The following is a 22,874-nucleotide window of genomic DNA, read 5'->3' as shown; positions in this document are numbered from 1 at the left end:
GTGCGCACCGCTCGTGGGCATCGTCGGCGACCAGTGTCGCCGGGAGGGATGAAACCAACGGCGTCCCGGTGGCCGGTACTTGAGGCGGACTCGCCAGTGGATGGGGCGCGCATCACTGTTGCGTAATGAGTTTTCAATGTGTACTGTACTTCCATGAGGGCGGGAAACCGCCCCCGTCCAAGCCAATTCCGAAGGAGCCGCTTCCCGCGGCTCGCCCTGGCCGCACTCCCCCCGGCGGCCGGGGCCGCGAGGCCCGGACCGACTTTCCCTCCGCCCGGTCCGGGCCTCGCCCCCTCACAGAGGCCCAAGGAGACGACGTGACCATACGGACGAACACCGGACCGGCGTACCGCCTCCAGATCATCTTCGATGCCGGACCCACGATGTCGATGTGGCGGCCGCTGCTGCGGAGGCTGCGCCAGTCTCTCGCCCATGACGGCCTTTTCGAGGGTGCGACGGTGTCCGTGCTCACGGCCGATGGCACGGTGCGAGGGCGACAGGTCGAGGACGACCGGCTGGTGACCCTCGTACTCAGCGACTGCTCCGGCCCCCAGTGGTACCCCGGCCCGGCCGGGGAACGCTGGTACGAGACTCTGCGCAGCTGGGCGCGCGTGCGACCGGTGGCGGTGGTACAGCCACTGCCCGAGCGCATGTGGCGGCGCACCGCGCTGCCCGGGACGCCCGGCCGCGTCCACGCCCCGGCCGCCGGATCCGCCAACTCCGGTCTGATCTTCACGGCGTACGACGGCACACCCCATGCGGGAGCGGACAGCATCCCTGTTCCCGTTCTGGAACCCTCCTCCGTCTGGCTGGAGAACTGGTTCACGCTCCTGGGCAGCGGCGGCACCGAGGTCCCGGCGGCGGTCGCCTTCATTCCGCAGGCGCTCCCGGCCGAAGAGACCGCCTCCCCGGCGAGACTCACTGCCGAGGAACTGGTCCTCCGCTTCCGTGCCACCGCCTCCCCCGAAGCGTTCCGTCTCGCGGGCCACCTGGCCGCAGGCGTCCCCCACTTGCCGGTGATGCAGCAGGTGCACCGCTCGGTGGAGACGGCCCCGTGCCCGAGCCACTTGGCCGAGGTGATTCTGAGCGGCCTGCTCCGTGCCATCCCCGGTCCCCCCGGGACCTACTCCTTCCGAGAGGGCGTTGCATCCGTGCTGCTGCGCACGGTGCCGCGTTCCTCGCTCTCCCGCACGGTGGCTCTGCTGCGGCGAGCCGAACCGTCGGCGCGGCGTCCCCTCGTGGCCGCGGAGGTTTCGCGGCGCCTCCGCTAGGCGCGGCTTCCGCGCCCACATATCGACGCCGCCGTTCGCCGCGCCCCGCCCATCCAGCACCGTCTGATGCCGGATGGGCGGTCCGAGATGAACGCCCTGCTCGAGAAAGCGGGCAGCGGCGCCGGCGCGAAGACGCCGGCCGTCGCCACCTGCGCGCCCAACGGGTGGAAGGGCCAGCCCGGGACGCACGTTCGCTGATCACACCGGCCAGGCCCGGACCAACCCCTCTGCGTTGCTTATTTATATTCCAATGTGTACTGTCATTTCATCGCCTGGTGCTCGGCACCCGCGACCTCTCCCCAAACCCTCCGCGTCCAAGTAGGGATGACATGCACTCGAACATGCCCGAGTTGTCGGATTCCGAGCTTCTGGCCATCGCGGCCCGTGCCGCCAAGCGGACCCCGGTCAAGCCCAATGATCTCCTCATCCTCAGCGAGCTCCAGCTGAAGCTGTACCGGGAACTGCATGCCGCTGCCGGTCAGTTGGTCCGGCCGCCGGTCCCGGCGGAAGTCTCCCCGGCATCCTCGGCGCGGGTACGGGGCGCCATCGACAACGTCCTCGCCGAGGAGGAGGAGATGGCCGTCTTCCGGCAGATCTACGACCACTTGGCGAACGCGGCACTGGGCGACCAGCGGGTCGCGGATCAGATGCTGGCGCTGTCCAGCGGTCAGCGCGGCCCGGTCGGCGGGTTCGTCAAGCGCATGCTGCGCTTCGCGGCGGCGGACGCGTACGCGAACACGGTGCAGATGCTCGTAGTTGACTTCCTGAAAGGCGCCGACGAGAAGACGTTGCGCGCGGTGCTGGCCCAACTCGCGGGCATGGAGTGGGCGCTCGATCCGGACGACAAGCATCAGCGGATGATCATTGACCCGCCGGACGTCGTCGTTGACGACGTCGACGCCGAGGTCCGCCGGTTCCGCGCGCTGGGGCTGCACCCCGGTGAAACCACCCCGGGCCGGTGTCTTGCACGCGCGGTCGAGGCGGCCTGGGAAACTCCCGACCATCACCGCATCCGTACGTGGCGGCGCCGGTACGTGGAGGCCCACAGGCAGAGCCTGGACTGGGCCCGGGCGAAAGCGGAGGTGTACCGGCGGGAACGTGAGCGGCTGGCGCCCTACGGGCATCCGGACGGCCTGGAGGCGGCCGTGGTGACGCAGCTGCGGCAGGAAGCCGACCGGGCTTCCTCCGCCCGCCTCTTCCAGATCGGCGACTCCCTCGGCCAGATGGCGCTACGCCGCGTGGTGCGGCGGGCGGAGAAAAGGACGACCCCGTTCGATCCCGCCCACCTCCCCGCCTCGCGCGGGATGCTGTTCCTGGACACCCCCCTCACTCTGCCCAACGGGCGACGCATCGTCGGCTACGTGTGGGGCCCGTGGTCGCCCAAGACGGAGGAAGGCTGGTTCCTTCTGCGGCCCGACCGGCTTCTGGAGCCGGTGGAGGCCGCGTGCGACGACGCCCCCTGGACCTGGGTCACTGCCCTGACGTGCGACGAGTCGCTGCTGAAGCTGCCGTTCTCGCCCTACGAGACCCTGCTGGCGCGCCCCGGCGAGATCCTGGATCCCGAGACCCGACTTCGCGAGCCGGGCAACCCTGAGCGGCACCGGAGCGGATCGGGCCGCCAGGGCGGCCAGGAGCTGATGCTCCGCCACGTGCGGGCCCTGTGGGAGCTGCTGACCCAGCACAAGCGGTCCACGGTTCGGGTCCTGGCCCACCAGGTCCACCAGCTCAAGCCGAGCAAGCGCGATGCCGAACGGCGGCGGGGCATCTCCGACTCCGGCCAGGTCGAGAACTGGTGGGTGGACCCGGACGCGGGCGAGCGCTTCCGGGAGCAGCAGCCGAGCGAGCCGCGCGAGGGCGGAACCGGCCGCACGCTGGCGGTCCGCTACTGGAGGGAAGAGCACGAGCGGCAGCAGTGCCCGAACTCCCACCGGCACGCCGCCCTGGAGACCGAAAAGCGCGGCAGCTGCCCCCACTACGAGATCACCATCCCTGAGCACCCCGTGGGGCCCGCCGACGCGCCGTGGTCCGACCGGCTGCGCCGCGCCCGCATCCGCCCCTCGGCGACGCCCCGGCACGGCACAAACGCCTAACAGTCCCCGTGCGGCACGGGTGGGCCGCGTCCCGCCCGTGTCACAGGTCCCACGGCCCGTGCACCGGGCCGACTTCCCGAACGTCTTCAGCCGAGGAGAGCCATGTCCGACGACCTCCATCCCCGCAGCGTCCAGCACCGCCGCTGTCAGCCACTGCACACCGTCTACGGGCTGGTGGCGCTGCTCGCCGGCTGCGGCTTCCTGATGGAGCAGCCCGTCATGTGGCTGTACGTCGGCCCGCTCGGGACCCTTGTCGTCAAGACGCGCCGGCTCGCCCGGAGCGGGGCCTGCGCCGCACTCCGCAGGCGGGACGCGCGCAAGACCGCCCCGGCTCGCGCCCTCTGGGTGTGGAGCGCTGCCGCGGCCGGTCTGGACGCCGCCCTGGTGGCGGGAGCTTTCGCTGTCTGCACCGTGCTGCTGCACGGCCACGGCTACGAACTCGTCCCACGCGGGAGGGCGGTGGACTACCTGGCCCTCGGCGCAGGGACGGCGTTCGCCGGCGCGCATGCCCTCACTCACCGCATGTCCGCCCGAGCCCTACAGCCGCCGCAGTCAGAGGCGTAGCAGGTCCCCCACGGTCGCGACGTGCCGGGCGATCACCCGGCACGTCCCTCCCCTTCAAGTCCTCGGAGCGACCGTCATGCTGCGCCTCGACCCCGCCACTACGAGCGGCTCGGCCGTGGCGTTCCTGTTCCGCACGTGGTGCTTCCTGCGCGATGCCGGTCCCGGGCGCCGGCCGGAGGCGGCTGAACTGGCCTACGCCGTGGAGGACATGGCCGTCGGCCTCGGCCTGGATCCGCCCGGCCCCCCCCCCATGCGCAAGTCGAGCTGGCTGGCACGGGCGAGGTGTTCACCGTCTTCGGGCTGCGGTACGACCACGCCGACGCGCTGCTGATGGCGGGCGTCATTCCGGGCGAGCATGCCGCTGCCGCTGTTGAACTGGACGGCGACGAGCTCGACTTCTCCCGTTGGCCGACACCGTCCGCGCTGAGTCCGGGGACGCAGCCGCCAGGGCCGCGCGGGTGCAGGTCGATGGCGGGAACGGTCGGATGCCCCACGTCCGACCGTTGCTTATTTGTTCTTCAGTGTGTAATGTGATTGAACGTCGGGTCCGGCGGCACCGCCCCCAGACCTGGACCACTCCCCTTCCTTCCTCCAGCTCAGGAGACGACTGTGCCCACCCATGTCGTGACCCGCACCCCCGACCGCCGCGTGCCCAGCCAGCGCGGCCTCCAGACCCGGCAGAAGCTGATGGACGCGACGACCCAGCTTCTCGCCACCCGGCCCTACCGCGACATCAAGGTGATGGACATCGCCCAGGCGGTGGGCACGTCGCCCGCGACGTTCTACCAGTACTTCCCCGACATCGAGGGCATCGTCCTCGAAGCATCCGGGCTCCTGGCCAAGGAGACGAAAGCGGCCCTCAAGGACTTCAAGGACGGCTCCTGGTCCTCGGACGGACTGCCCGGCGCCGCCCGGATGGTCGACGCCGTACTCGACGGGTGGAGCGGCCACCTTCCGGTCGTGCGCGTGCTGACCGCCGTCGCGGCCGAGGGCGAGCCCCGCTTCGTCAAGGCGTACGCCGCAGCCACCCGGCCCATCGCCCGTGCACTGACGGCAGCCACCCAGACGACCACACCCGACGGCGCAGGCAAGGAACTCGTGCACGCCCTCGTGTCCGGCCTGACCGCCGCCGCCGGACACGAGAACGCCGGAACCGTCCAGGGACTGACCAAGTACCAGAGGCGCCAGGGACTCGCCCGCCTCGTCCACGCCGCCGTGGCCAGCACCACCGCCTAACCCGCGCTCCGACCACCGGACCCTACTCAACCAACACGGGGAAACCACCTTGATCCAGCCAGCCTCCCTCGCCATCGGCTTCGGCCTCGGCGTCCTCAGTGTCCTGATACGCACCCTTGCTCTGCGCATCCGTCCGCGCCGCCACCCGCTCCCCCTCTCGGTCGCCTCGCCGAGCCCCGAGCTCATCGCCGCCCTGTCTGTGGCCGTCGCCGAGCGGTACCCGAACCTCGGAGGGTTCGACTACGCCACCATCAGCGTCTTCGAGTGCAACGCACCGCAGAACACAGTGCACCTCTACCCCGTGCGCGGCCCCCACCGGGGCGCCATGCGCCTGGACCCCACAGACCCGAGCAGTGCCAGCGGCAGGACCGCCCGACTGCTGGCCGAGATGAGCCTGCCCCACGTCGGCGTCCTGGTCATCCCGCTCAGCCCGCGCTGACCCGGCCCACGCCGCCCCGGCTCACTCCCCGGGGCGGCCCCCAACCGGCCGCCTCGACAGACCCGAGAGCGCCGACCAACCACCACTGGCACGAACCGAGGAGAACGCCATGGGCGCCATCGAGAATCACGAAGCCCTGATGTACGGGTACCGCCTGGGAGGCCCGGCCGACAACTGGGAGGGCCTGACGAACGAGCTGGTCCGGTACACCGACGACGTCGACGGCTCATCCTTTCTGATGCCGCGCGTGCCGTGGGAGACAGAGGACATGCGCGAGGAGAACCACCCCGACTACTTCGCTGCCGCCGCGGAGGAGCGACTGGCCGCTAACGGCCTGGGGTCGCTGCTCCTTCGGACGTACTCGATCGGGTGGGAAGAAGACGGACACATCCTGGCGGCCGTCGTCCACCAGCCCAAAAGCGGGCCCCTCACGCTCGACCCCGCGCCGATGAGCGCCGCATCCCAGCACGACGAGGCCCTGAAGCGGGCGTTGTCCGTGCTGGAACTACGGACCCGCGCCACCAAGCCCGAGTGGATCATGGCGAGCTACTACGCGTAGCCCCGGGGTGCGAGGGCTCCCGTCACTCCTCTTCTTCGTCGTCGGCACAGACCGCCGCCCGCTCCAGGTGAGAGCAGAAGTCCCCGATGCCCCCGACGCCCGCCCTGACCATCGCCGAGACCTGACGACCCGCGAGCACAGCCACAATCTCTTCCCCAAGGAATCCCCATGACCTCCATCGGTACCGTTCTCCAGACATCGAGGGGTGTCTCATCTGGGTGAGATCTTGTGCGACCCGTAGCCGTCGGCAGCGGTCTTCCGTTGGCGTGACTGCGTACGTGCGAACGGACTCAGGTCGGTACGGGAGGGATCGGTGCGGCTGTACTTCGCCAACCACCGGGCGGTGTGGCGAGTCGGTGACGTCGCGGGGGTCGATCGGTCCCTGCTGGCGGGGGCTCTTGAGCGGTATCGCCTGCCGGCGGGTACGCCTGTCCTCCTGGACGAAGCGATGCGGCCGGTGGAGCCGGTCTCGTCGTGGTTTCGCAGTCTGGCGCTGGCCCGGCGGGACGCGAAGTCGATGCGGGCCTACGCCTACACGGTGCTGATGCTGCTCGGATTCCTGCTGGCTCGCGGGGCGGACCTGCGCTCGGCCACCGAGATGGACATCCTGCAGTTCCGGCAGTGGCGGCGTGCGGACGCCGAGGACACGCTGGGGGGAACCACCTGGGACCGGGACGCTGCCGCGATCGTCAGCCTCTACAAGCACCTGGTCCGCATCGGCTACGTGCGGGCCAGTCCGTGGCGGTCGTCCCAAGGGGAGTCGCTGGGCAGTGGCTTCAGTACGGACGTGCGGGTGCGGCATCTCGAGCTGGAGCAGTACCTGTTCTTCCGGGACGTCGGGTTCGGTGGGCTGACGCCCGAGTCCGAGCTCGACGAGACGTTCGGCGGGTGGCGCCCGCATCGCAATCGGGCCGCAGTCGAACTCGCGCTGCTGACCGGGATGCGGGCCCAGGAGTGGTCCACGCTGTTGCTGCCCGAGCTCGGCCTGATGGCAGGACACCGCCCGCAAACCGCAGACGTCGATCTGGCGGCCTGCGCGAAGCAGAAGCGGCCTCGGTCGGTCTACGTCCCGGTCGGAGCGATGGAGTTGCTGGACCCCTACCTGATGATCGAGCGGCCGGAGATCGTGGCGAAGGCCCAGCGCACGCTGCGGCGCCGGCACCGGGACCTGTTCGTGGTTCAGCGGCTGGAGGCCGACGACACGAAGGTGCGAGGCGTTCTCGAAGGCCGCACCGTCACCCGATCGATCAAGGACATGGCCCCGGACCTGCGCCGCATCACGGTGCTGGAGACCGGCGGCGGGCTGGAGCCGCTGGCGCTGTTCATCGGTCAGGGCGGGAAGATGCTGACCGCCTCAGGCTGGGACCGGGTGCGTTGGAGGGCCTGGGACCGGCTCAAGGCCTGGTCAGCCCATCAGAATGCCCCGCAGGTGCCGCGGCGTTGCTGGGTCTACCACGATCTCCGGCACATTGTCTTTGCTTAGTTTCCGTGTGGCGATTGGCTCCAACTGGGCTGGTGGCCTGGGTATTTGGGCTTTGCGCTGAGCCGTGTGGTGTTTCTACTGTCAGCGCCCATGATCTTGAGTTTCTTCTCGTCCCGGGGCTGGGAGTCCTGGGACGTCGAGCATCGGCCGTTGATCCCCGAGGGGATGCCCGTGCTCGTCGACGACGACCTGTGCTTCGAGGACGGTCCTGCAGCGCCGCGTCCGACGGCGGTAGCGAACCGGTGGTTACGTGAGCTCCCGGCCAGCGGGGCGCCGGCGCCGAGCTCGTGGGAGAACTACGCGCGGGCCCTCAAGGAGTGGATGGAGTTCCTCGCCGAGCACGGGGTGGGTCTGTTCGACTCGCGGGAGCGGTTGAAGGCCGGGCTCAGCCGGTACGCCGAGCACCGGGCCGCGGGCCCGCTGAAGGCCCGGTTCGCGGCGACGACGTGGGGCCAGCACATGAGCATCCTGTCGTTGTTCTACCGGTGGGCGATCAACGAGGGGTACGCGACGGCAGAGCCGTTCACCTACCGTTCCGCACGGGCCCTGTTCGCCGGGACCGGCCGAGAGGTCAAAGTGAACCTTGCGGTGCGCCGCACGCCGAAGCCGCACGTGACGATCAAGTACCTGGAGCCAGACTTCACCGAGGTGTTCCGCAAGGGCCTGCGCGGGCTGTCCCCGGACGGTTCGCAGGACACCGGGTTCCACGGGCGGGAGCTGACCCGCAACGGGGCCGTCGGGGATCACGCACTGGCCACCGGGATGCGGCTGCAGGAATTCACCTATCTGCTGCCCTGGGAGGTCCCTGCCCTGCCGCCGGAGCCGACCGCGGTTCCGATCCCGTTCCCGGTGCCGGCTGGGATCACCAAGGGCAAGAAGTTCCGCACCACGTGGACTTCTTACGAGGCCCTGGCCGGGCTGCACGACTATGTCGAGCTGGACCGGGCCGCCACGACGGACGGCTCACTCTGGCGGCCGCCACGGCGGTGGGGCGAACCTCTGATGGTGAGCGAGCCGGACGCCCGGGGAGGGCTGATCAACGGGGTCCGGCGGCCCTGGGAGTCGCTGACGCCGGCCGAGCGGCGTCGCTTGGTCGCCCCGGAAGGCGGTTCGTGCCTGCTCGCGGTGAAGAACGGTGGAGGCCCGTTCACCGCCTGGGCCACGGTCTTCGAGCGGACCTCGGACCGGATCCGGGCGCGCTTCGAGCCCCGGTTCCCGCACGTCTGGCCCCATCGATGCCGTCTGGATCATCGAACCGGTCGCCCGGGCCATCGAGCTCGCCGAGCGGCTCTCCCAGCACCCCGAGCTGGCGTTCGCGTCCGTCCCAGGCCGCGAACCGGAAACCTTGTTCACCAGCAAGGACGTGATCGAGGACTTCGTCGACCACGTTAACCGGCGCCGGAACATCACCGGCCTGGACGAGATCCCGCCCCAGCACATCACACCGCACATGTTCCGCAGGACCATGGCGATGCTCACCCGGGACTTCCCCGGCTCGGAGATCGCGGTCGGCATGCAGCTCAAGCACGCCGCCACCCGAGCCCTGGCCAACCGGACCACCGGCGGCTACATGGAGCCCGCCTCGTCCTGGGCCCGTCATCTCGACAACGCCATCGCCGAGCGGAAGTTTCAGCGTGTCAAGGAGCTCTTCGCGGCCGACAGCCGCGGCGAGACCATCGGCTTCGGGCCCGGCGCCGACCGGATGCGCGAGGCCTTCGCCGCAGTACGCGAGAAGGCCGCCGAACTGCGGGCTACGGGCAAAGCCCAGCGCGGCGACCTTCGGGTCGAACACGACCTCCTACAGCGCACCCGGTTCTCAATCCGCTTCGGCAAGCTCAACCACTGCACCATGAACGACGACGACCCAGTCGGGGCCAAGTGCCTCGAGGACGCCGTCGTTCCCGAAGGACACCGCGGCCCTCTCCTCGACCGCTGCCAGCCCTCCCGATGCGCCAACAGCATCCTCGGCCCCGAACACCTACCGATCTGGACGGCTGAACGCAGCTCTCTGAACCGGCTGCGAGCCGATCCCAAGCTCCCCGCTAACCGCCGAGCCCTGCTCGACGCCCAGGTGAACGAGGTGGCCCTGATGCTCAAGAAGGCCAGCCAATGACCGTCTCCGCCAAGACGCAGCAGGCCCTTCGCGACGCCATGGAGCGGCTTCTGTCCGGACGGCCCGAGCACACCGACGGCAAGCTCAGCAAGAACAACCTCTGCCGCGAGGCCGGGGTCAGCCGGGCCACCATGAACCGGGCGACCGAGATACTCACTGAATGGGACGCCCGCACTGCCACCAGCCCAGCTGGCGTCCAACAACGACGGCGCGACACCGAACTTGCCGAACTGCGCAGCAAACTCCGCAAGAGCAACAAAAAATGTCGCGCACCCCAAGACCAAGTTGATGCCGCGGCCACCGTGATCATGACTCTCCTTGCGGAAAATTCCGCCTTACGGGAGCAGGTGTCACAGCGATCAGCCACTGTCGCCCCGTTGCGGGTGCCTGCCGTCTCTCGAACCCGAAACTAGGAGCGCCACCGTCCGAACCTGCCGCGGCGAGGACCGGCATCTGGTTCCTCCCTACGCGTCCGAACGTTGGCCACTTCGATCGAGGCCCCTTCGTAGTGTTCCGCAGGCAATTCGAACGGCGTCAGTCGGAACGAGTCCGCTGTGACGGCTCGAGCTTTCACCACGCGGTTTGCCCCAAGATGCACGGCAACGTGAACCTCTCGCTTACCTGCTTGAGGCAATCGAACCTTGGCAGAGGGAAGCCTGAGCATCGAGCCAGCCTTCAAAATGCAGGGCAACTCAACGGACGTGTCGTCATCTCCGAAGGCGACATATGGACCACCAAAAAGAGTTACTGACGGCTCTAGAACGAACAGCGATCGTCGAGAGTGCACGAAGCCAACTTGGCGGCGCAGGCGAAGACTACGCCTCAGCTTGCGCCAACGATGACCTCGTACGTCGAGCCAGATCGTGAAGCCCACGAGGGATACATCCAGTCGGCCGACGTTCAGCACATCAACTCGCAGGGTCCAGCTCTCGCCGTTCCACTCTCGGATGGCCAGCAGTTGCACTCGCCCACCGGTGAGCCGATGGCTCCACAGCTGCCACGCGAGCCCCGCTCCGCCAGTCACGGCACCGAAGATCGCTAACAGCGTGGTCAAGTCCATGATGCGCGATGGTAACTGCGACAAGCCTGCTTGGTCCGGGGGGTCTCTGATCCGTTACAGCGGCGCTCTTCACGTCTCATGAGACATGCACAGTCTGGAGAAAGTTCGCCCGGCATTTCCAGCCCCACGGCACGCCCGGCCACATCTGCCGCGACCACAACCGGGCGGTCCTGGCCCCGGCCGTCGCCGTCGAGGCCCTCCGCCAGGGCCTCGGTCCCGACCTGACCGACGCCCAGCTCGACCACTGCGCGGAGATCGCCGAGCGCAACCCGCTGTCCGACACCTCCCGCGCCGCCGTCCGTACCGCTCTGGAGCCCGCGCTGTCCGTGCGCAACTCCCCGGCGGCCGTGCATCATCGGCTGTTCACCCTCCCGCCCGGGCACCCGCTGCGCGTCCGCGTCGGCGACACCGAGTACTTCCTGGTCCCCATCCCCATCACCCTGTGACCGGCCCGCCCGCCGCAGAGAGCGGGCGGCCGGAAACCAACACCCCTCACCAGCGCGTCCGGCCCCGGCCGGACGCGTTTTGGCATCATCCCAATCGACCGAGATCCGGTACCTGACAAGGGGAAACCATGCCCGTGCGCCTGCGCCACGCCCTTCCGACCGTGCTCCTGGCCGGCGCGGTCCTGATCTCCGGCTGCGCCGGCTCCGACAGCGAGCCCAAGGCCGACGGGCAGACGACGACCAGCACCCCCGCGGTACGGCCGTCGCCCTCCACGGTGCTGACGGACGGCATCGTGAAGCCCGGGACCCCGTTGCCGGTCGGCGACGGGGCATGGACGGTGACGCTGCAGGGCTTCAAGCGGCTGTCTGCCGGAGCTGTGACCGGCGTGCCGGCCGGCTCGAGCGCGTACACGGTGCGGGTGACCGTGGCCAACAAGCGGGCGCAGATCGCGACAGCGCCGCGGACGGCCGTCATCGCCCGCTACGGCACTCTCGGGCGCACGGCTGCAGAAGCTGCCGACGGCAGCACGGCCTCCGCCGAGGACGAGCCGCAGCAGGTGCGCCCCAACAGGTCCGTCGACAGGGACCTGAAGCTAGTGCTTCCCGACCAGGCCAAGAGTCTGCCTGTCACGGTCACCGTGGAAGCGACCGAGGAGGGGCTGGCCGAGCCGGAGCTGCTGTTCTTCGAAGGCGCCCTGCCGGGCGGTGCCGCCGCCTCCCTGGACCCGCAGGCGCCGCAGGGCGCGCCGGCCGGGCAGTCGGTGACGCCGCTGGGGCAGTGGAACGGCCAGGTGCGCGTGGGCAAGGTGACGGTGAGCGGCGAGGGTGGCTCGCGCACCGGGAGCCTGGAGTTGAGCGTGGTCAACCGGTCCGGCGACCCGATGTCCGGCCTGGGCACCACTCTGCGGATCCTGACCGGCGAGGACCTGCGCCTGGCCGCCACCGTCCGTCCGGTGTACGGGTACCGCGACGCCGCGATCGCCCCGTACCGCACCGCCACGCAGACCGTCTCCTTCCGCGTTCCGGGGACGGCCGTCGGCGGCCCGGTGACGGTCGAGACTGTCGACGCGGGCGGCTCCAAGACCACCTTCGAGGGCGTGCTCGGCTGAAGAAGTCCGCAGGAATTCGGGCAGAGTGCCATCCGGGCGATCTCGGCAGGAGGGTGGCCTGCAGTAGTGCCTGAGAGTCAGGACCTCGGCCTGCATGAGCAGCGTCTTAAGCGACCACGAAGCGCTCACCGTGCTCCTCGCGTCCGGAACGGACCTGAACGGAACGTGCTTCGGGCACTCACTGCTCACCCACGCGCTCGACCTTGAAGGTGACGGCCACCTGCATACGGAACACCCGTGGAACACCGGTGATCTATACGACGTCCTACGAGCCCACGGAACTCGATCCGGCCTCTCGTGACTTTCCCACCCCGAACCGGCTGCTGGAAGATGCTGCCAGGGACCTCCGCCTGCTGGCCGCGCGGGTGCCGTGCATGGACCCCGCCACGCTGCGGGAGGCTGCTGTCAACGAGTGAGGGGTGGCCACGGTCGGCGAAAGGCAGTGAAGGGCCAGGCGAAAATTGGCGACACCCTTCTGTGCCACCTAGCGGTGCTTTGTAGCAATCGCTGGCCCGTCAACGGGCGGAACGGGTGAGGCGTCCACTCATCGCCGCGGCGGCGTCCATCACGGCGGTCACGAACCGGGCGCGGGTGGCTGCGCGCCGCATCGGCGCGTCCTTGACCAGCAGCGCGACGGATCCCGCTACGGCCGAGCCGTACCAGATGGGCGCGGCGATGAGGGTTCGCCCCTGGAGCGGAGACGGCCCGACGGCGTGACCTTCCTCACGGACATAAGCGACGTCGACCTTGTGGTCGCTGACCGAGCCGAGGCAGGCAAGGATCGCCAATCCGGCCGCATCGGCCTCCAGAGGTGCCGACTCAAGAGATCGCAAAGCCATCTGAGGCGACGTATGGATATCGTCAGCATGTGGCCCGTATGCCCTTTCTGCACAGATCCTCATCGACCCGATCAGATGCGGGCGGTAAACCAATGAGGCCTGACCAGTTCTCGACTGTAGTGTGACGATCTCGGCCCTCACCGCGGGAGAGGGCGGGCCGGCCTGGAGGGACTGGGCGGGTGTCGACAAGGGGGGACCGTGCATCGGCAACGCGTCGGTCAGCGCGTAGCGAGCACGCGGCCCGCCCTGTTCGACAACGCCTTCCCAGATCAAAGCCTGCAAATACCGGTGAGTGGTCGCGGCGGGAAGGCCCGCGGACTCAGCGACCAAGGCCAGGGAATGTTCACCCGACCCGAGATTGACCAGCGCCCTGAGCACCGCCATGGTGCGCCCTACGGCACCGCCGGCGCGGTCAGGCAGAGTGGCGACGGGTTGCAGCAACGCGAACTCCCCCTCGCGGTTGTGGAGGACCTTCGCGTCTCCCACAACGCAAATTCGATCCAGTGGGCAATTCTTCCCGGCAGACATCTCCCTCGCCAGGTTCTTAATTTTCCGGTCCTTGAATTTCAGGAGCTAGTACTTCCGGTATATCGCGGGGTCGGCGGGGGTATCGCGCCGCGGGGAAGGGTTGAACCTTGAATCAGAAGGAGGCATTGCAGCAGCTGCTGCAATGGAAGAGGGGAAAGATAGACCCGGTTGAGCTCGGCTGGCCCAAGCGCACCGGCCGTGGCCGGCGCTCGCACGGACTGTCGCAGGCGCAGACTGCCCAGGCATTGTTCGTGACAGAGCGGACCTACGCCGAGTTCGAGCGCGGGAACACCGCCCAGCCGACCACCAAGTTCCTCGACAGCGTGGCCACGGTACTCAAGATGAACGACCCCGAGCGGGCCGCGCTCTACATCTACGCAATCGGCTGGGAGCCCCCGTTCTCCATGGACCCGATGGCGGGAACGAACGTCGATCCGGCGTGGCAGGTGGCGGTCAACGGCGTTTCGGGACAGCCCTGTTACATCAGCGACGTCGCTTGGAACGTGCTCGCCGCGAACGACGACTTCAAGCTCATGTTCCCGCAGCCCGAGGGGAAGGCCCCGGAGTTGCCCGACCGCAACCTGATCCGGTGGATGCTGTTGCGGGAGGACGCGCGCGAGCACCATCTGGTCGACTGGGACACGCGCTGGGCCCCAAAGGTCGCAGCCCAGCTCCGCACAGCGGTCGCCGCGCACTCCGACAACGCCGACCTGCAACTGCTCGACAAAGAGGTCAACGACGACCCGGTGGCGGGACCGATCTACCGTGACCACAGCCTCGCGTACATCCACCCCGACGGCGACGCGCGGCCGATGCGGCACGCCGGTTACGTGACCCCACACGGCAACGAGGACTTCCGCACTCGCTGTTGCGAACGGCACGCACCATCCCAGCTAGGCACCGTCACCATGTGTGCGGCCCAGCCGTTCGGAAGCCCGGGCGCCCGGTTGTTCCTTCTGCCGTTCGCGCCCCACCTCTGACCTCGCGCCGCGGCCGCCCAGGCGGAGAGATATCCTCCGGGCGGCCCCGGCGCGCACCACGCATGCCCATGGCAACCACTGACCTGGACAAGATCGCCCGGGCGTCTTCATCTGGCAGCCCGCCACAAACCGCTCATGGCCCTGGGCGGCCTCCAGGAGTACGTCGCGTACATCGCCGGCTCCGCGGACCAGCCGCTGTTGGAGTGGCCGGCGTCGAGGCGGCGCGCATCCGATCAAGGGAGGCAGCAACCCCAGCCTCGGTCTCCCCGAGTGACACGCCACCACTCCCAGCCCCGAGTGCCGCCACATCAAGTGGGACTTGACTGCCTCGGACCTGTTGAGGCTGATGGCCCACGCGGCGCGCATCGCCTGGGACCGCTCCTCGGCCAGCACGTCCGTACCCTGACCGCTCACACGGCTACCCCGGGACCTTGCCGACTTCCGGCTGCCGGAACAGCAGTGCTCCATTCATTCCGGTCATTGAAATGTGAAACTCCGTGTGGCGCGATGGACTTGCCCTGCATCCCTCCCGGCCGGTCAACTACCGACGGCGGGGCCCCGTCCACGCACGGGAGCGTCGCGCAGGCACCGAGGGCACTCCCACGCCCGTTGACGTGCGCGGTCGAGCAGCACGCGTTGCTGAACTCGACTCCGGATGCCGCCGCTGGCCCCCGGCGGCGGCATCCGTTCGCAGCCGATTTGCTCCAGGGAGGGTTCATGAGTCCCGCCGTCCCCGAGTTCCTCGCGCCTCGCGTCGAGGCTCTCCGTCATATCCTCCGCGTCGGCCGGCACGAGGTGGCCCTGACACTCGCCTGGGCCATCAGCGAGGAACTCGCCGAGAGCCACGGGCCCCTGCACACTTACACCCGCCACGCCTTCGAACTCGTCGCCTTCTGCGCCCAGCTCGCCGGGCATCCCGCCTTGGCCACGGAGGTGTCGGTGGACACCGCTACGGCGTGGCAGCAAGTCCTGGACGCGGAACACCACCACATCCGCAGGCAAGCCCGCAACGGCGCGGCCTCCTGGCTCACCGTCGCCAATGCATCCGACGCCGTCAGGACCGGAAGGGCTCTCCTTGCTCTGCTGCAGTCGGTTTTCGGAAAGGACCACTCTTCCACACCCTTCGTCGAACGCCGACTTGACGCAATTACCGGCGTCGACGGGGAGGTCGCCAGAATGGCCCTGCGAGCTTCAGGCCCCGCCCTGATGATCAAACCCTAGTTCCCCGATCAAGGCGTTCCTGGGCCTCCTGCGCCAAGGGCATATACCGGAAGTGCGGCTACAGGAAAAAACGAAACCTGGCTGCACCTGATCTTTCTGGCCAGAATCAGGCTCGGACTGATCACGTTGTGGGAGACGCGGCGTCCGTGACCGCGAGGGGAAATCGCGTTGCGACAAAATCAAGCGGTACTCGTTTCGACCGGGTCCGCACCAAGGCCACGCCCGACCGCCCCCTGGTCGAGCGTCGGATGGATGACCAAGCCGATTCAAGCTCCGGAGCGAAGCGGCCTCCTTTACACGCTGACACCTAGTCATCCGAGGCTCACTCACGGCACGACGATCTCGGCGCAGACGGGAGCCAAGCAACGGCCCTGTGACGTGGCCATAGGCTCACCGGGTCCTGGCCTGTCGTGGCTCTCCAGAGGCGGCGAAGGGCGGTAGGGGCTCACCTCGCCGCCTACTGCCCGCCCTTGAGCGCACGCCAGTGCCCGAACCCGACTCTTGAAGAGGATCTGCCGATGGCTACGACCACCCACCGCCGCACTCATGTCCTGCGACTCGCAGGTGCCATCTTCACGTGCACCGTGGCAGCCAGCGTTCTGGCCGGCTGCGGCTCCGACACACCCAAGAGGACGGCCTCCTCGCCCTCCGCCACTGCCTCCTCGACGCCGTCCAGCGATCCGGACCAGGCAGCGAAGGACAAGGTCCTCGCCGCGTACACGAACATGCGCGAGATCCAGATCAAGATGGCCACGGACGGAGATCTGCACACCCAGGACCTGGCCGAGTACGCCAGGGGTGATGCCGCCACCGCCCTCAAGAAGTCGGTCCTGCGCAACGAGTCACTGGGCATTAAGTTCACCGGCCGTCCTGGCATGGAGCCTCAGGTCACCGCCGTAGACACCAAGGGCAAGACCGCAACGGTCACCGACTGCTTCGACGCGACCAATTGGAAGCCCGTCTACAAGGACTCCGGTAAGGAGCTCAAGCTCGCGGAGCAGCGACTGAAGTACCCCGTCACGTCCCAAGCCACGCTGGAGGGCGACACATGGTTCGTCACGAAGATCACAGCCGATCGCACAAAGGGCTGCTGATCCGTTCTGCCCGCGTAGCGGGCGTTCTCGCGGTACTGACCGCCCTGACGCCGACTGGCCTCGCGTACGCGGGCGATGACGCCTACCACTGCTCCGACGTGGACGTGTGCGTCGACGCCGGAACGCCCGGCAAGCCCGGTGAAGGCGGAAGCGGCAGCACCGGCGGAGGAAGCGGCGGGGTCGAAGGCAGCGGGAGCGGAAACGGCATCTGCAAGCTCACCGACGACACCGAGATCCCCTGCCTGCCCGGGTACAACCCGGCCGACCGCTGCTTCTACCAGCTCATGGATCCCCAGCCCCCGTCCGGCCCGGGGCACACCGACATGAACGGGGCGGACACCTCGGGTCCCGGCGCCTTCTACATGAGGGACTGCATCGTCAACGACGTCGGCGGCATCGTCTGGCTGACAGAGCCGCCCGCCGGTCTCCTCCCCGACCCCGAGGTCCTGGCGCGTCAGGCCCGGGACAAGATGACGCTACTGGGTGCGGACATCGGCAGCTCGCCCGGTCCGGACGCCCCTGGTCTCGTCGGCATGCCCGTCTGGCTGTGGAACAACAAGAGCGACACCACCTGGGGTCCCAACAGCGCGACGGCCGCGGTTCCGGGGCTGTCGGTGACGGCCACGGCACACGTCAACAAGATCACCTACTCCATGGGGGACGGCGGCTCGGTCACGTGCACGACCGCGGGCACCAAGTACTCCAAGGCCTTCGGGGGCAAGTCCTCGCCGGACTGCGGCTACCGCTACACCAAGGTCTCCGCCGGCCAGCCGAGCGGGAAGTTCACCGTCACCGCGACCAGCTCCTGGGAAGTCACCTGGCAGGCGTCGAACGGTGCCAGTGGGACGCTGCCCGACGAGATCCGTACGTCCAACACCACAGCGCGCGTCGGCGAGCTGCAGGTTGTCAACTAGCGCAAGGAAGACCATCACAATGCCGCGAACCAAGCAGCCGACGGCACCCTCCGAGCCGGGCTCCGCGCCTGTGCTGCTGCCGATCACCAACGACGCCCCACGCCGGCGCCGACGCCCGGTGGTCGTCGGCGCCGGCCTGGCGCTCGCCGCCGCGGGCGCCCTGGTGTCGGTGTGGCTGGTCGACGAAGCCGGTGACAAGGTCTCGGTCGTTGCCACCCGGCACCCCATTGCGGCGGGCGAGAGCATCAAGGCGTCGGACCTGGTGGCCACCGAGATATCCCACGGCACCGAGCTGCGCTCCCTGCCCGCTTCCCACGCCTCCGACATCATTGGCAAGCAGGCCGTATCCGACCTGCCGGCCGGCGTGCTGGTCACCGAGGACTCGGTGAGCGACGGATCCAGCGTGACCAAAGGCAAGTCGGTGGTGGGCATTCTCGCCAAGCCCGGCCAGTTGCCCATCCAGAAGCTGCGCACCGGTGATGCGGTCGCCATCGTCCACACCCCGCAGGACGGCAGCGCCTCAGCCTCCTCCAGCAAGGCCGGCTCCATTCCGGACAGTCTTCCTGCCGTCGTGTCCCGCGTTGGCGCGCCCGACGCCAACGGCGCCATGGTCGTCGACGTTGCCGCGCCCGAGGTGAACAGCACGTCGCTCGCCGCCTGGTCAGCGAGCGGTGACGTGGCCATCGTCCTGAAGGCGACGGCCTGATGGCGGTCATCGCACTGGTATCGGGAAAGTCCAGCGGCGTCACCTGCTCGGCGCTCGCGCTCGCCCTCTCGTCGCCGAAGCCCTCCCTGCTGGTCGAGGCCGACCCCGCCGGCGGCACGATCCGGGCCGGCTACCTGGGCGGAGAAGGCAGCGCAGCCACCGGACTCCACCGCCTGGCGGCCGCGGACCGACAGGGCACCCTCGCACGGGAGTTCTCCCATCATTTCGTCAGCCTGGACCGCGACAACACCGGCCAGCGCATGCTCCTGCCCGGACTGACCGACCCCACGCAGGCCGCATCCCTCAACCGCACCTGGGACCCCATCTCCCGACTGCTCGGCGTGATGGACCAGACCGGCCACGACGTGATCATCGACGCGGGCCGCATACTCACCGAGTCCGAGACCCAGCTGTCCACCACCCGCTACCCGACGCCGCTGCTGCACCGCGCCGACGCCGTCCTCCTGGTGGTCCGCACCACCCAGGCCTCGATCACGGCTGCCGCACCCGCCATCCGGGTCCTGAGGGAGGAACTGGCCCACCACGGCACGGGCCCCGACGCGCTCGGGCTGCTGCTGATCGAAGAGGGATCCTTCAACTCCAGCCAGGTGCAGCAGCACCTGAAGGCACCAGTCGTCGGCATGCTCGCGTGGGATCCCGACAGCGCCGACGTCTTCACGCACGGGGCCTACAAGAAGATGCCGCGCACCCTTCTGCGGTCCGCGCGCACGGCCCACCAAGCGATCAATGAACTGGTGACCAGGCGGCGCGTGCAGCTGCAGCCGGCCGGAATGCAGGCGGTCACCGGGAGGGCATCATGACCGACACCAGGCTAGAGACTACGGCCCCCGACTACACCGCCCTCTTCGCCCAGGCGCTCCAGGAAAGCACCACGCAGGACGCGCCGGTGCTTCGCCCCGTGCCCGCACAGGTGTCTCCGGCCGGCCTCCCTCAGGGAATCGTCCGGGTGCCCGACGCCACAGCGCCGACCGCGCTCCCGGTCGGTCACGAAGTGCTCGCCGAACTGCGTTCACAGGCCAGCATGAAAATCGGCGAAGCCGCCGGTGCCGACGCCTCCATGACCGAGCAGGACCGCCGACAGCGCGGACGGTCGATCATCAGGCAGGTCGTCTCGGAATGGGCGACGAAGTACGCGGCTGGCGGCTCGGACCTGACGCCCCAGCAGGAGCGTGCCGTACGCGAAGCAGTCTTCGACGAACTGTTCCGCGCCGGCCGTCTCCAGCCTCTCCTGGACGACCCGAACATCGAGAACATCATCATCTACGGCGACAAGGTGCGCGTCGACTACGCCGACCGTCCCACGCGCACCTGGGACCCGATCGCGAAGACCGACCGCGACCTGATCAACCTCATCAACCACCTGGCGCGCATGCAGGGGCAGGGCGAACGGGCGCTGACGCCGGCCACGCCGAACCTGAACCTCCGGCTGGCCGACGGATCGCGTCTGGCTGCCTCTGCGTACGTCACGCCGCGGCCGAGCATCGTCATCCGGCGCCACCGCACCCGCGGTCAGGGCCTGAACGACCTGGCGCGCTGGGGCACGATCGACGCATCGCTCGCACACTTCCTGACCGCCGCGGTCAGGGGCCGCAAGAACATCATCGTGGTCGGCTCCCAGGGCGTAGGCAAAACATCCCTGCTCCGCGCCATGGCCCGGGAGATCCCGAGCACCGAGCGCGTGGGCACGCTGGAGTCGGAGTACGAGCTCCACCTCCACGAGGACCCCGAGGGTCCGGAGGTCGTCGCCTACGAAGGACGCGAGTCCAACGGTGAGCGCGGCGCGGACGGCAAGCTCCAGGGCGAGCTGACCCTGTCCGACCTCTTCCCGCAGCTCCTGCGTATGTCGCTGCGGCGCGTGATCGTCGGCGAGGTCCGCTCCAAAGAGGTCGTGCCGATGCTGCATGCCATGAACGAGGGCGAGGGCGGGTCGATGGCCACCCTGCACGCCCGCAGCCCTCAGTTGTCGATCGAGCGCTTGGCCACCCTGTGTCTGGAAGCCGGGATCGGCATGACCGAGGTCCTGGCCTACCGGCTCATTGCCCAGGCCGTCGACTTCGTTGTCTACGTACGGCTTGTCGACGAGACCGAGCTCGTCGACCGGGGCGGCAAGCCGGGTCGCAAACACCGGTTCGTCAGCCACGTCATGGAGATCACCGGCATCGGCGAGGGCGGTCGCCCCTCTCACCAGATGGTCTTCGCTCCCCGCGAGCAGGACGGGCGCCGTGAACCGAGGGCCGTGCCCCACGGGAACATCTCCCAGAGCTGCCTGGAAGACCTCGTCCGGGCCGGGCTGGACCGCAGCGTCCTGCAGCGGCCGTGGGGCAGCTGGGGCGCGCCGCTGGAAACGGTGATACCGCTGTGACGCTTACCCTCGACTCCCTGCTCGCCGCGCTCGGCGGTCTCGCCGCCGTCGGCGGACTCGCCCTGGCGGTCGCCGGCGGCGTCGGCTGGGCACCCTCGACGACGGTGCGCCGTCGCAGCCGCCTGAAGCGCAAGATCCGGGCCCTCTTCGTCAAGGACACCCGTACCTCGACCTCGTGGTGGGCCCGGGGCCAGACACGCCTGGTCGGCTCTGCTGTGGCGGGCCTTGGCGTGTGGCTGTTCACCGGCTGGCTGATGGGCGGCCTGGTCACCGTCGCCGTCGTCATCGGCCTGCCCTGGCTGCTGAACACCTCCGGTTCCGGCAAGGCCCAGATCGACAAGCTGGAGGCGATCGAGGAGTGGGGGCGGCGCATGTCCGACATCCACACCGTCGGCGTCAGCCTTGAGGCCACCATCCAGCGCAGCCTGGAGACCGTCCCGGGCGCCATCCGAGAGGAGGTGCGCCTCCTCGTCTCCCGCCAGCAGGCCGGATGGGTGCCCCAGGACGCCTATCGTGCCTTCGCCGACGACCTGAACGACGCGATGGTCGACGAGGTCGCCGCTCTGCTGATCCTGCACGTCGAGGACCGGGGCAGCGGGCTGAGCAAGGCTCTGCGTGAACTTGCCGAAGCCCTCCAGCACGAAGTCCTCTCACGGCGCGAGGTCGAGGCCGACCGGCAAAAGCCCCGTACCAACGACCGCTGGGTGACCATCTTCTGCCTGGCGATCTTCGGGATCACAGCGTTCTCCGGCGCCTACGTCGAGCCCTACGACGCCCTTGCCGGGCATCTCGTCCTGACCTTCGTCGCCGTTGCCTTCGTCCTGGTCAAGATCTGGATGCGACGCATGTCGATCCTCGAACCCGCGCCCCGGTTCCTTTCGCCGGCCGACCGCTCCGGCGGCCAGATCGCCAAGGAGGCGCCGTGATCTTTTCCCCCTTTGCCATCGTCGGCGGCGCCGTCACAGGCTTCGGCCTGGTCATCGCCGCCCGCGGCATCCTGCCCGGTCGGCCGGACCTCGGTGACGTGCTGTCCCGCATGGATGCCACCCGGCTCGAGAATCTCGACCGCAACCGGGACAGCCAGCCCAACTCCCTCATGGAGAAGGCCGGCGCCCTCCTCCTGCGGACGGTCGGGGAAGGCACTCTGCGCCTGCCCCGCCAGCAGCTGGAGCTCGTGGGCCGGTCTCCCGCCGCGCACCTGGGGCGCAAGATCGGCCTCGCGCTGTACGGACTGCTGCTGCCCGTGCTGGCGGTGGGCCTAGCCAACCTGGCTGGCTACCCCTTCCCCGTGGCGGTCCCGGCGATGGCGAGCCTCGGCCTCGCGATCGTGTTCTGGCTGCTGCCGGACCTGCAGCTCAAGCAGCAGGCTGTGGAGGCCAAGGACGACTTCCGGTACGCCGTCAAGGCGTACCTGCGCCTCGTCCAGCTCGAACGCGCCGCGGACGCCGCCCCCACCCAGGCCCTGAAACGGGCCGCGGAAGTCGGCGAGGGCTGGGTTTTCGCGAAGATCCGGGACACCATCACCCGCGCCGAGCTCGAAGGCATCAGCCCGTGGGAGGGTCTCAAGCGGCTCTCACTCGAACTCGGCGTCCCCGAACTCGGAGCACCGGCCGACACAATCGCGATCGCCGGTGAGGAGGGCGCGGCCGTCGGCGACACTCTCGGCGCGCAGGCCAAGTCGCTCTCCGGCGCTCTTGTCACCACCTCGAAGGCGCAGGCCAACATGGCCTCCGAAAAAATGGTGATGCCTGTCGCGATGCTCGTCCTGATCATGACCGTATACATCGGCTATCCCGCGATCGCGCGGATCATGGCCAGCTAACTCCCCAAGAAGACAAG

25 protein-coding genes are annotated in these 22,874 nt (G+C 68.9%); 22 read left to right on the top strand and 3 right to left on the bottom strand.

The window, feature by feature from the left end; all coding sequences use genetic code 11:
- Positions 1-317 precede the first annotated feature (317 nt).
- From ACFXI4_RS27415 to ACFXI4_RS27385, 7 genes are all read left to right on the top strand, one after another.
- A complete protein-coding gene (locus ACFXI4_RS27415; protein WP_384995729.1) occupies positions 318-1,271 on the top strand; it encodes an SAV_2336 N-terminal domain-related protein in 954 nt (317 codons plus the stop codon).
- Positions 1,272-1,600: 329 nt separating this feature from the next.
- Complete coding sequence (locus ACFXI4_RS27410; protein ID WP_384995726.1) at positions 1,601-3,361, top strand: hypothetical protein; 1,761 nt, start codon at positions 1,601-1,603, stop codon at positions 3,359-3,361.
- Between the two features lie 102 nt (positions 3,362-3,463).
- Entirely contained in the window at positions 3,464-3,925 is a 462-nt protein-coding gene (locus tag ACFXI4_RS27405; RefSeq protein ID WP_384995724.1) for a hypothetical protein, read from the top strand.
- A 76-nt stretch (positions 3,926-4,001) separates the two neighbouring features.
- Positions 4,002-4,256, top strand: coding sequence for a hypothetical protein (locus tag ACFXI4_RS27400; protein ID WP_384995722.1), 255 nt, complete (start codon positions 4,002-4,004; stop codon positions 4,254-4,256).
- Between the two features lie 278 nt (positions 4,257-4,534).
- Positions 4,535-5,161, top strand: coding sequence for a TetR/AcrR family transcriptional regulator (locus ACFXI4_RS27395; protein ID WP_384995719.1), 627 nt, complete (start codon positions 4,535-4,537; stop codon positions 5,159-5,161).
- Between the two features lie 49 nt (positions 5,162-5,210).
- The gene (locus tag ACFXI4_RS27390; protein WP_365129096.1) at positions 5,211-5,600 is read left to right on the top strand and encodes a hypothetical protein; all 390 of its coding nucleotides are present in this window, start codon (positions 5,211-5,213) and stop codon (positions 5,598-5,600) included.
- Between the two features lie 109 nt (positions 5,601-5,709).
- Positions 5,710-6,159: a hypothetical protein gene (locus ACFXI4_RS27385; protein WP_384995717.1), complete on the top strand. Its 450-nt coding sequence runs from the start codon at positions 5,710-5,712 to the stop codon at positions 6,157-6,159.
- 22 nt (positions 6,160-6,181) lie between these two features.
- Here the strand turns inward: ACFXI4_RS27385 and ACFXI4_RS27380 are convergent, their stop codons facing one another.
- Positions 6,182-6,304 carry a hypothetical protein gene (locus ACFXI4_RS27380; protein WP_384995715.1) on the bottom strand — a complete coding sequence of 41 codons (123 nt, stop codon included), beginning with the start codon at positions 6,302-6,304 and terminating at the stop codon, positions 6,182-6,184.
- Between the two features lie 168 nt (positions 6,305-6,472).
- On the opposite strand from ACFXI4_RS27380, the gene ACFXI4_RS27375 reads away from it, so the two are divergent.
- Genes ACFXI4_RS27375 through ACFXI4_RS27360 form a run of 4 tightly spaced genes read left to right on the top strand, consistent with a single transcriptional unit; the run spans position 6,473 to position 10,168 of the window.
- A complete protein-coding gene (locus ACFXI4_RS27375; RefSeq protein ID WP_384995712.1) occupies positions 6,473-7,642 on the top strand; it encodes a site-specific integrase in 1,170 nt (389 codons plus the stop codon).
- A gap of 45 nt (positions 7,643-7,687) precedes the next feature.
- Entirely contained in the window at positions 7,688-9,034 is a 1,347-nt protein-coding gene (locus ACFXI4_RS27370) for a site-specific integrase (protein ID WP_384995709.1), read from the top strand.
- Complete coding sequence (locus ACFXI4_RS27365; RefSeq protein WP_384995706.1) at positions 8,988-9,755, top strand: hypothetical protein; 768 nt, start codon at positions 8,988-8,990, stop codon at positions 9,753-9,755. The genes ACFXI4_RS27370 and ACFXI4_RS27365 overlap by 47 nt, the downstream gene beginning before the upstream one ends.
- Positions 9,752-10,168 (top strand): hypothetical protein, encoded by a 417-nt coding sequence (locus tag ACFXI4_RS27360; protein ID WP_384995703.1) that lies wholly within the window; start codon positions 9,752-9,754, stop codon positions 10,166-10,168. The genes ACFXI4_RS27365 and ACFXI4_RS27360 overlap by 4 nt, the downstream gene beginning before the upstream one ends.
- On the opposite strand, the gene ACFXI4_RS27355 is transcribed toward ACFXI4_RS27360, so the two are convergent.
- Positions 10,165-10,815, bottom strand: coding sequence for a hypothetical protein (locus ACFXI4_RS27355; protein WP_384995701.1), 651 nt, complete (start codon positions 10,813-10,815; stop codon positions 10,165-10,167). The genes ACFXI4_RS27360 and ACFXI4_RS27355 overlap by 4 nt on opposite strands.
- A gap of 574 nt (positions 10,816-11,389) precedes the next feature.
- Between ACFXI4_RS27355 and ACFXI4_RS27350 the strand changes: the two genes are divergently transcribed.
- Positions 11,390-12,370: a hypothetical protein gene (locus ACFXI4_RS27350; protein ID WP_384995699.1), complete on the top strand. Its 981-nt coding sequence runs from the start codon at positions 11,390-11,392 to the stop codon at positions 12,368-12,370.
- Positions 12,371-12,618: 248 nt separating this feature from the next.
- Complete coding sequence (locus ACFXI4_RS27345; RefSeq protein ID WP_384995697.1) at positions 12,619-12,786, top strand: hypothetical protein; 168 nt, start codon at positions 12,619-12,621, stop codon at positions 12,784-12,786.
- Between the two features lie 99 nt (positions 12,787-12,885).
- On the opposite strand, the gene ACFXI4_RS27340 is transcribed toward ACFXI4_RS27345, so the two are convergent.
- Positions 12,886-13,695 (bottom strand): helix-turn-helix domain-containing protein, encoded by an 810-nt coding sequence (locus tag ACFXI4_RS27340; protein ID WP_384995694.1) that lies wholly within the window; start codon positions 13,693-13,695, stop codon positions 12,886-12,888.
- Positions 13,696-13,844: 149 nt separating this feature from the next.
- On the opposite strand from ACFXI4_RS27340, the gene ACFXI4_RS27335 reads away from it, so the two are divergent.
- The 9 genes from ACFXI4_RS27335 (at position 13,845) to ACFXI4_RS27295 (ending at position 22,857) form a co-directional block, all read left to right on the top strand.
- Entirely contained in the window at positions 13,845-14,717 is an 873-nt protein-coding gene (locus ACFXI4_RS27335; RefSeq protein WP_384995692.1) for a helix-turn-helix domain-containing protein, read from the top strand.
- Positions 14,718-15,434: 717 nt separating this feature from the next.
- On the top strand, positions 15,435-15,938 hold the full coding sequence (locus ACFXI4_RS27330) for a hypothetical protein (RefSeq protein WP_384995689.1): 504 nt from the start codon (positions 15,435-15,437) through the stop codon (positions 15,936-15,938).
- A gap of 518 nt (positions 15,939-16,456) precedes the next feature.
- Positions 16,457-17,032 (top strand): hypothetical protein, encoded by a 576-nt coding sequence (locus tag ACFXI4_RS27325; RefSeq protein ID WP_384995686.1) that lies wholly within the window; start codon positions 16,457-16,459, stop codon positions 17,030-17,032.
- On the top strand, positions 16,987-17,946 hold the full coding sequence (locus ACFXI4_RS27320) for an ATP-binding protein (protein ID WP_384995684.1): 960 nt from the start codon (positions 16,987-16,989) through the stop codon (positions 17,944-17,946). Before ACFXI4_RS27325 ends, ACFXI4_RS27320 begins: the two co-directional genes overlap by 46 nt.
- Positions 17,947-17,965: 19 nt before the next feature.
- A complete protein-coding gene (locus ACFXI4_RS27315; RefSeq protein ID WP_384995682.1) occupies positions 17,966-18,652 on the top strand; it encodes a flagella basal body P-ring formation protein FlgA in 687 nt (228 codons plus the stop codon).
- Positions 18,652-19,473: a hypothetical protein gene (locus tag ACFXI4_RS27310; RefSeq protein WP_384995679.1), complete on the top strand. Its 822-nt coding sequence runs from the start codon at positions 18,652-18,654 to the stop codon at positions 19,471-19,473. The genes ACFXI4_RS27315 and ACFXI4_RS27310 overlap by 1 nt, the downstream gene beginning before the upstream one ends.
- Positions 19,470-21,035 (top strand): CpaF family protein, encoded by a 1,566-nt coding sequence (locus ACFXI4_RS27305; RefSeq protein ID WP_384995677.1) that lies wholly within the window; start codon positions 19,470-19,472, stop codon positions 21,033-21,035. Before ACFXI4_RS27310 ends, ACFXI4_RS27305 begins: the two co-directional genes overlap by 4 nt.
- Complete coding sequence (locus ACFXI4_RS27300; protein WP_384995674.1) at positions 21,032-21,961, top strand: type II secretion system F family protein; 930 nt, start codon at positions 21,032-21,034, stop codon at positions 21,959-21,961. Before ACFXI4_RS27305 ends, ACFXI4_RS27300 begins: the two co-directional genes overlap by 4 nt.
- Complete coding sequence (locus ACFXI4_RS27295; RefSeq protein WP_384995672.1) at positions 21,958-22,857, top strand: type II secretion system F family protein; 900 nt, start codon at positions 21,958-21,960, stop codon at positions 22,855-22,857. Before ACFXI4_RS27300 ends, ACFXI4_RS27295 begins: the two co-directional genes overlap by 4 nt.
- Positions 22,858-22,874: the final 17 nt, after the last annotated feature.

The organism is Streptomyces sp. NPDC059224, from assembly GCF_042754285.1.
Taxonomy (GTDB): Bacteria; Actinomycetota; Actinomycetes; order Streptomycetales; family Streptomycetaceae; genus Streptomyces.
The sequence above is the reverse complement of the archived record's forward strand: the minus strand, read 5'-3'. Positions and strand labels throughout refer to the sequence as shown.

Excerpts from the sequence above, each read along its gene's own strand:
- ACFXI4_RS27410 (WP_384995726.1), top strand. The coding sequence starts at position 1,601 with ATGCACTCGAACATGCCCGAGTTGTCGGATTCCGAGCTTCTGGCCATC.
- ACFXI4_RS27405 (WP_384995724.1), top strand. The coding sequence starts at position 3,464 with ATGTCCGACGACCTCCATCCCCGCAGCGTCCAGCACCGCCGCTGTCAG.
- ACFXI4_RS27400 (WP_384995722.1), top strand. The coding sequence starts at position 4,002 with ATGCTGCGCCTCGACCCCGCCACTACGAGCGGCTCGGCCGTGGCGTTC.
- ACFXI4_RS27385 (WP_384995717.1), top strand. The coding sequence starts at position 5,710 with ATGGGCGCCATCGAGAATCACGAAGCCCTGATGTACGGGTACCGCCTG.
- ACFXI4_RS27360 (WP_384995703.1), top strand. The coding sequence starts at position 9,752 with ATGACCGTCTCCGCCAAGACGCAGCAGGCCCTTCGCGACGCCATGGAG.
- ACFXI4_RS27355 (WP_384995701.1), bottom strand. The coding sequence starts at position 10,815 with ATGGACTTGACCACGCTGTTAGCGATCTTCGGTGCCGTGACTGGCGGA.
- ACFXI4_RS27350 (WP_384995699.1), top strand. The coding sequence starts at position 11,390 with ATGCCCGTGCGCCTGCGCCACGCCCTTCCGACCGTGCTCCTGGCCGGC.
- ACFXI4_RS27330 (WP_384995689.1), top strand. The coding sequence starts at position 15,435 with ATGAGTCCCGCCGTCCCCGAGTTCCTCGCGCCTCGCGTCGAGGCTCTC.
- ACFXI4_RS27325 (WP_384995686.1), top strand. The coding sequence starts at position 16,457 with ATGGCTACGACCACCCACCGCCGCACTCATGTCCTGCGACTCGCAGGT.
- ACFXI4_RS27320 (WP_384995684.1), top strand. The coding sequence starts at position 16,987 with ATGGTTCGTCACGAAGATCACAGCCGATCGCACAAAGGGCTGCTGATC.
- ACFXI4_RS27315 (WP_384995682.1), top strand. The coding sequence starts at position 17,966 with ATGCCGCGAACCAAGCAGCCGACGGCACCCTCCGAGCCGGGCTCCGCG.
- ACFXI4_RS27310 (WP_384995679.1), top strand. The coding sequence starts at position 18,652 with ATGGCGGTCATCGCACTGGTATCGGGAAAGTCCAGCGGCGTCACCTGC.
- ACFXI4_RS27305 (WP_384995677.1), top strand. The coding sequence starts at position 19,470 with ATGACCGACACCAGGCTAGAGACTACGGCCCCCGACTACACCGCCCTC.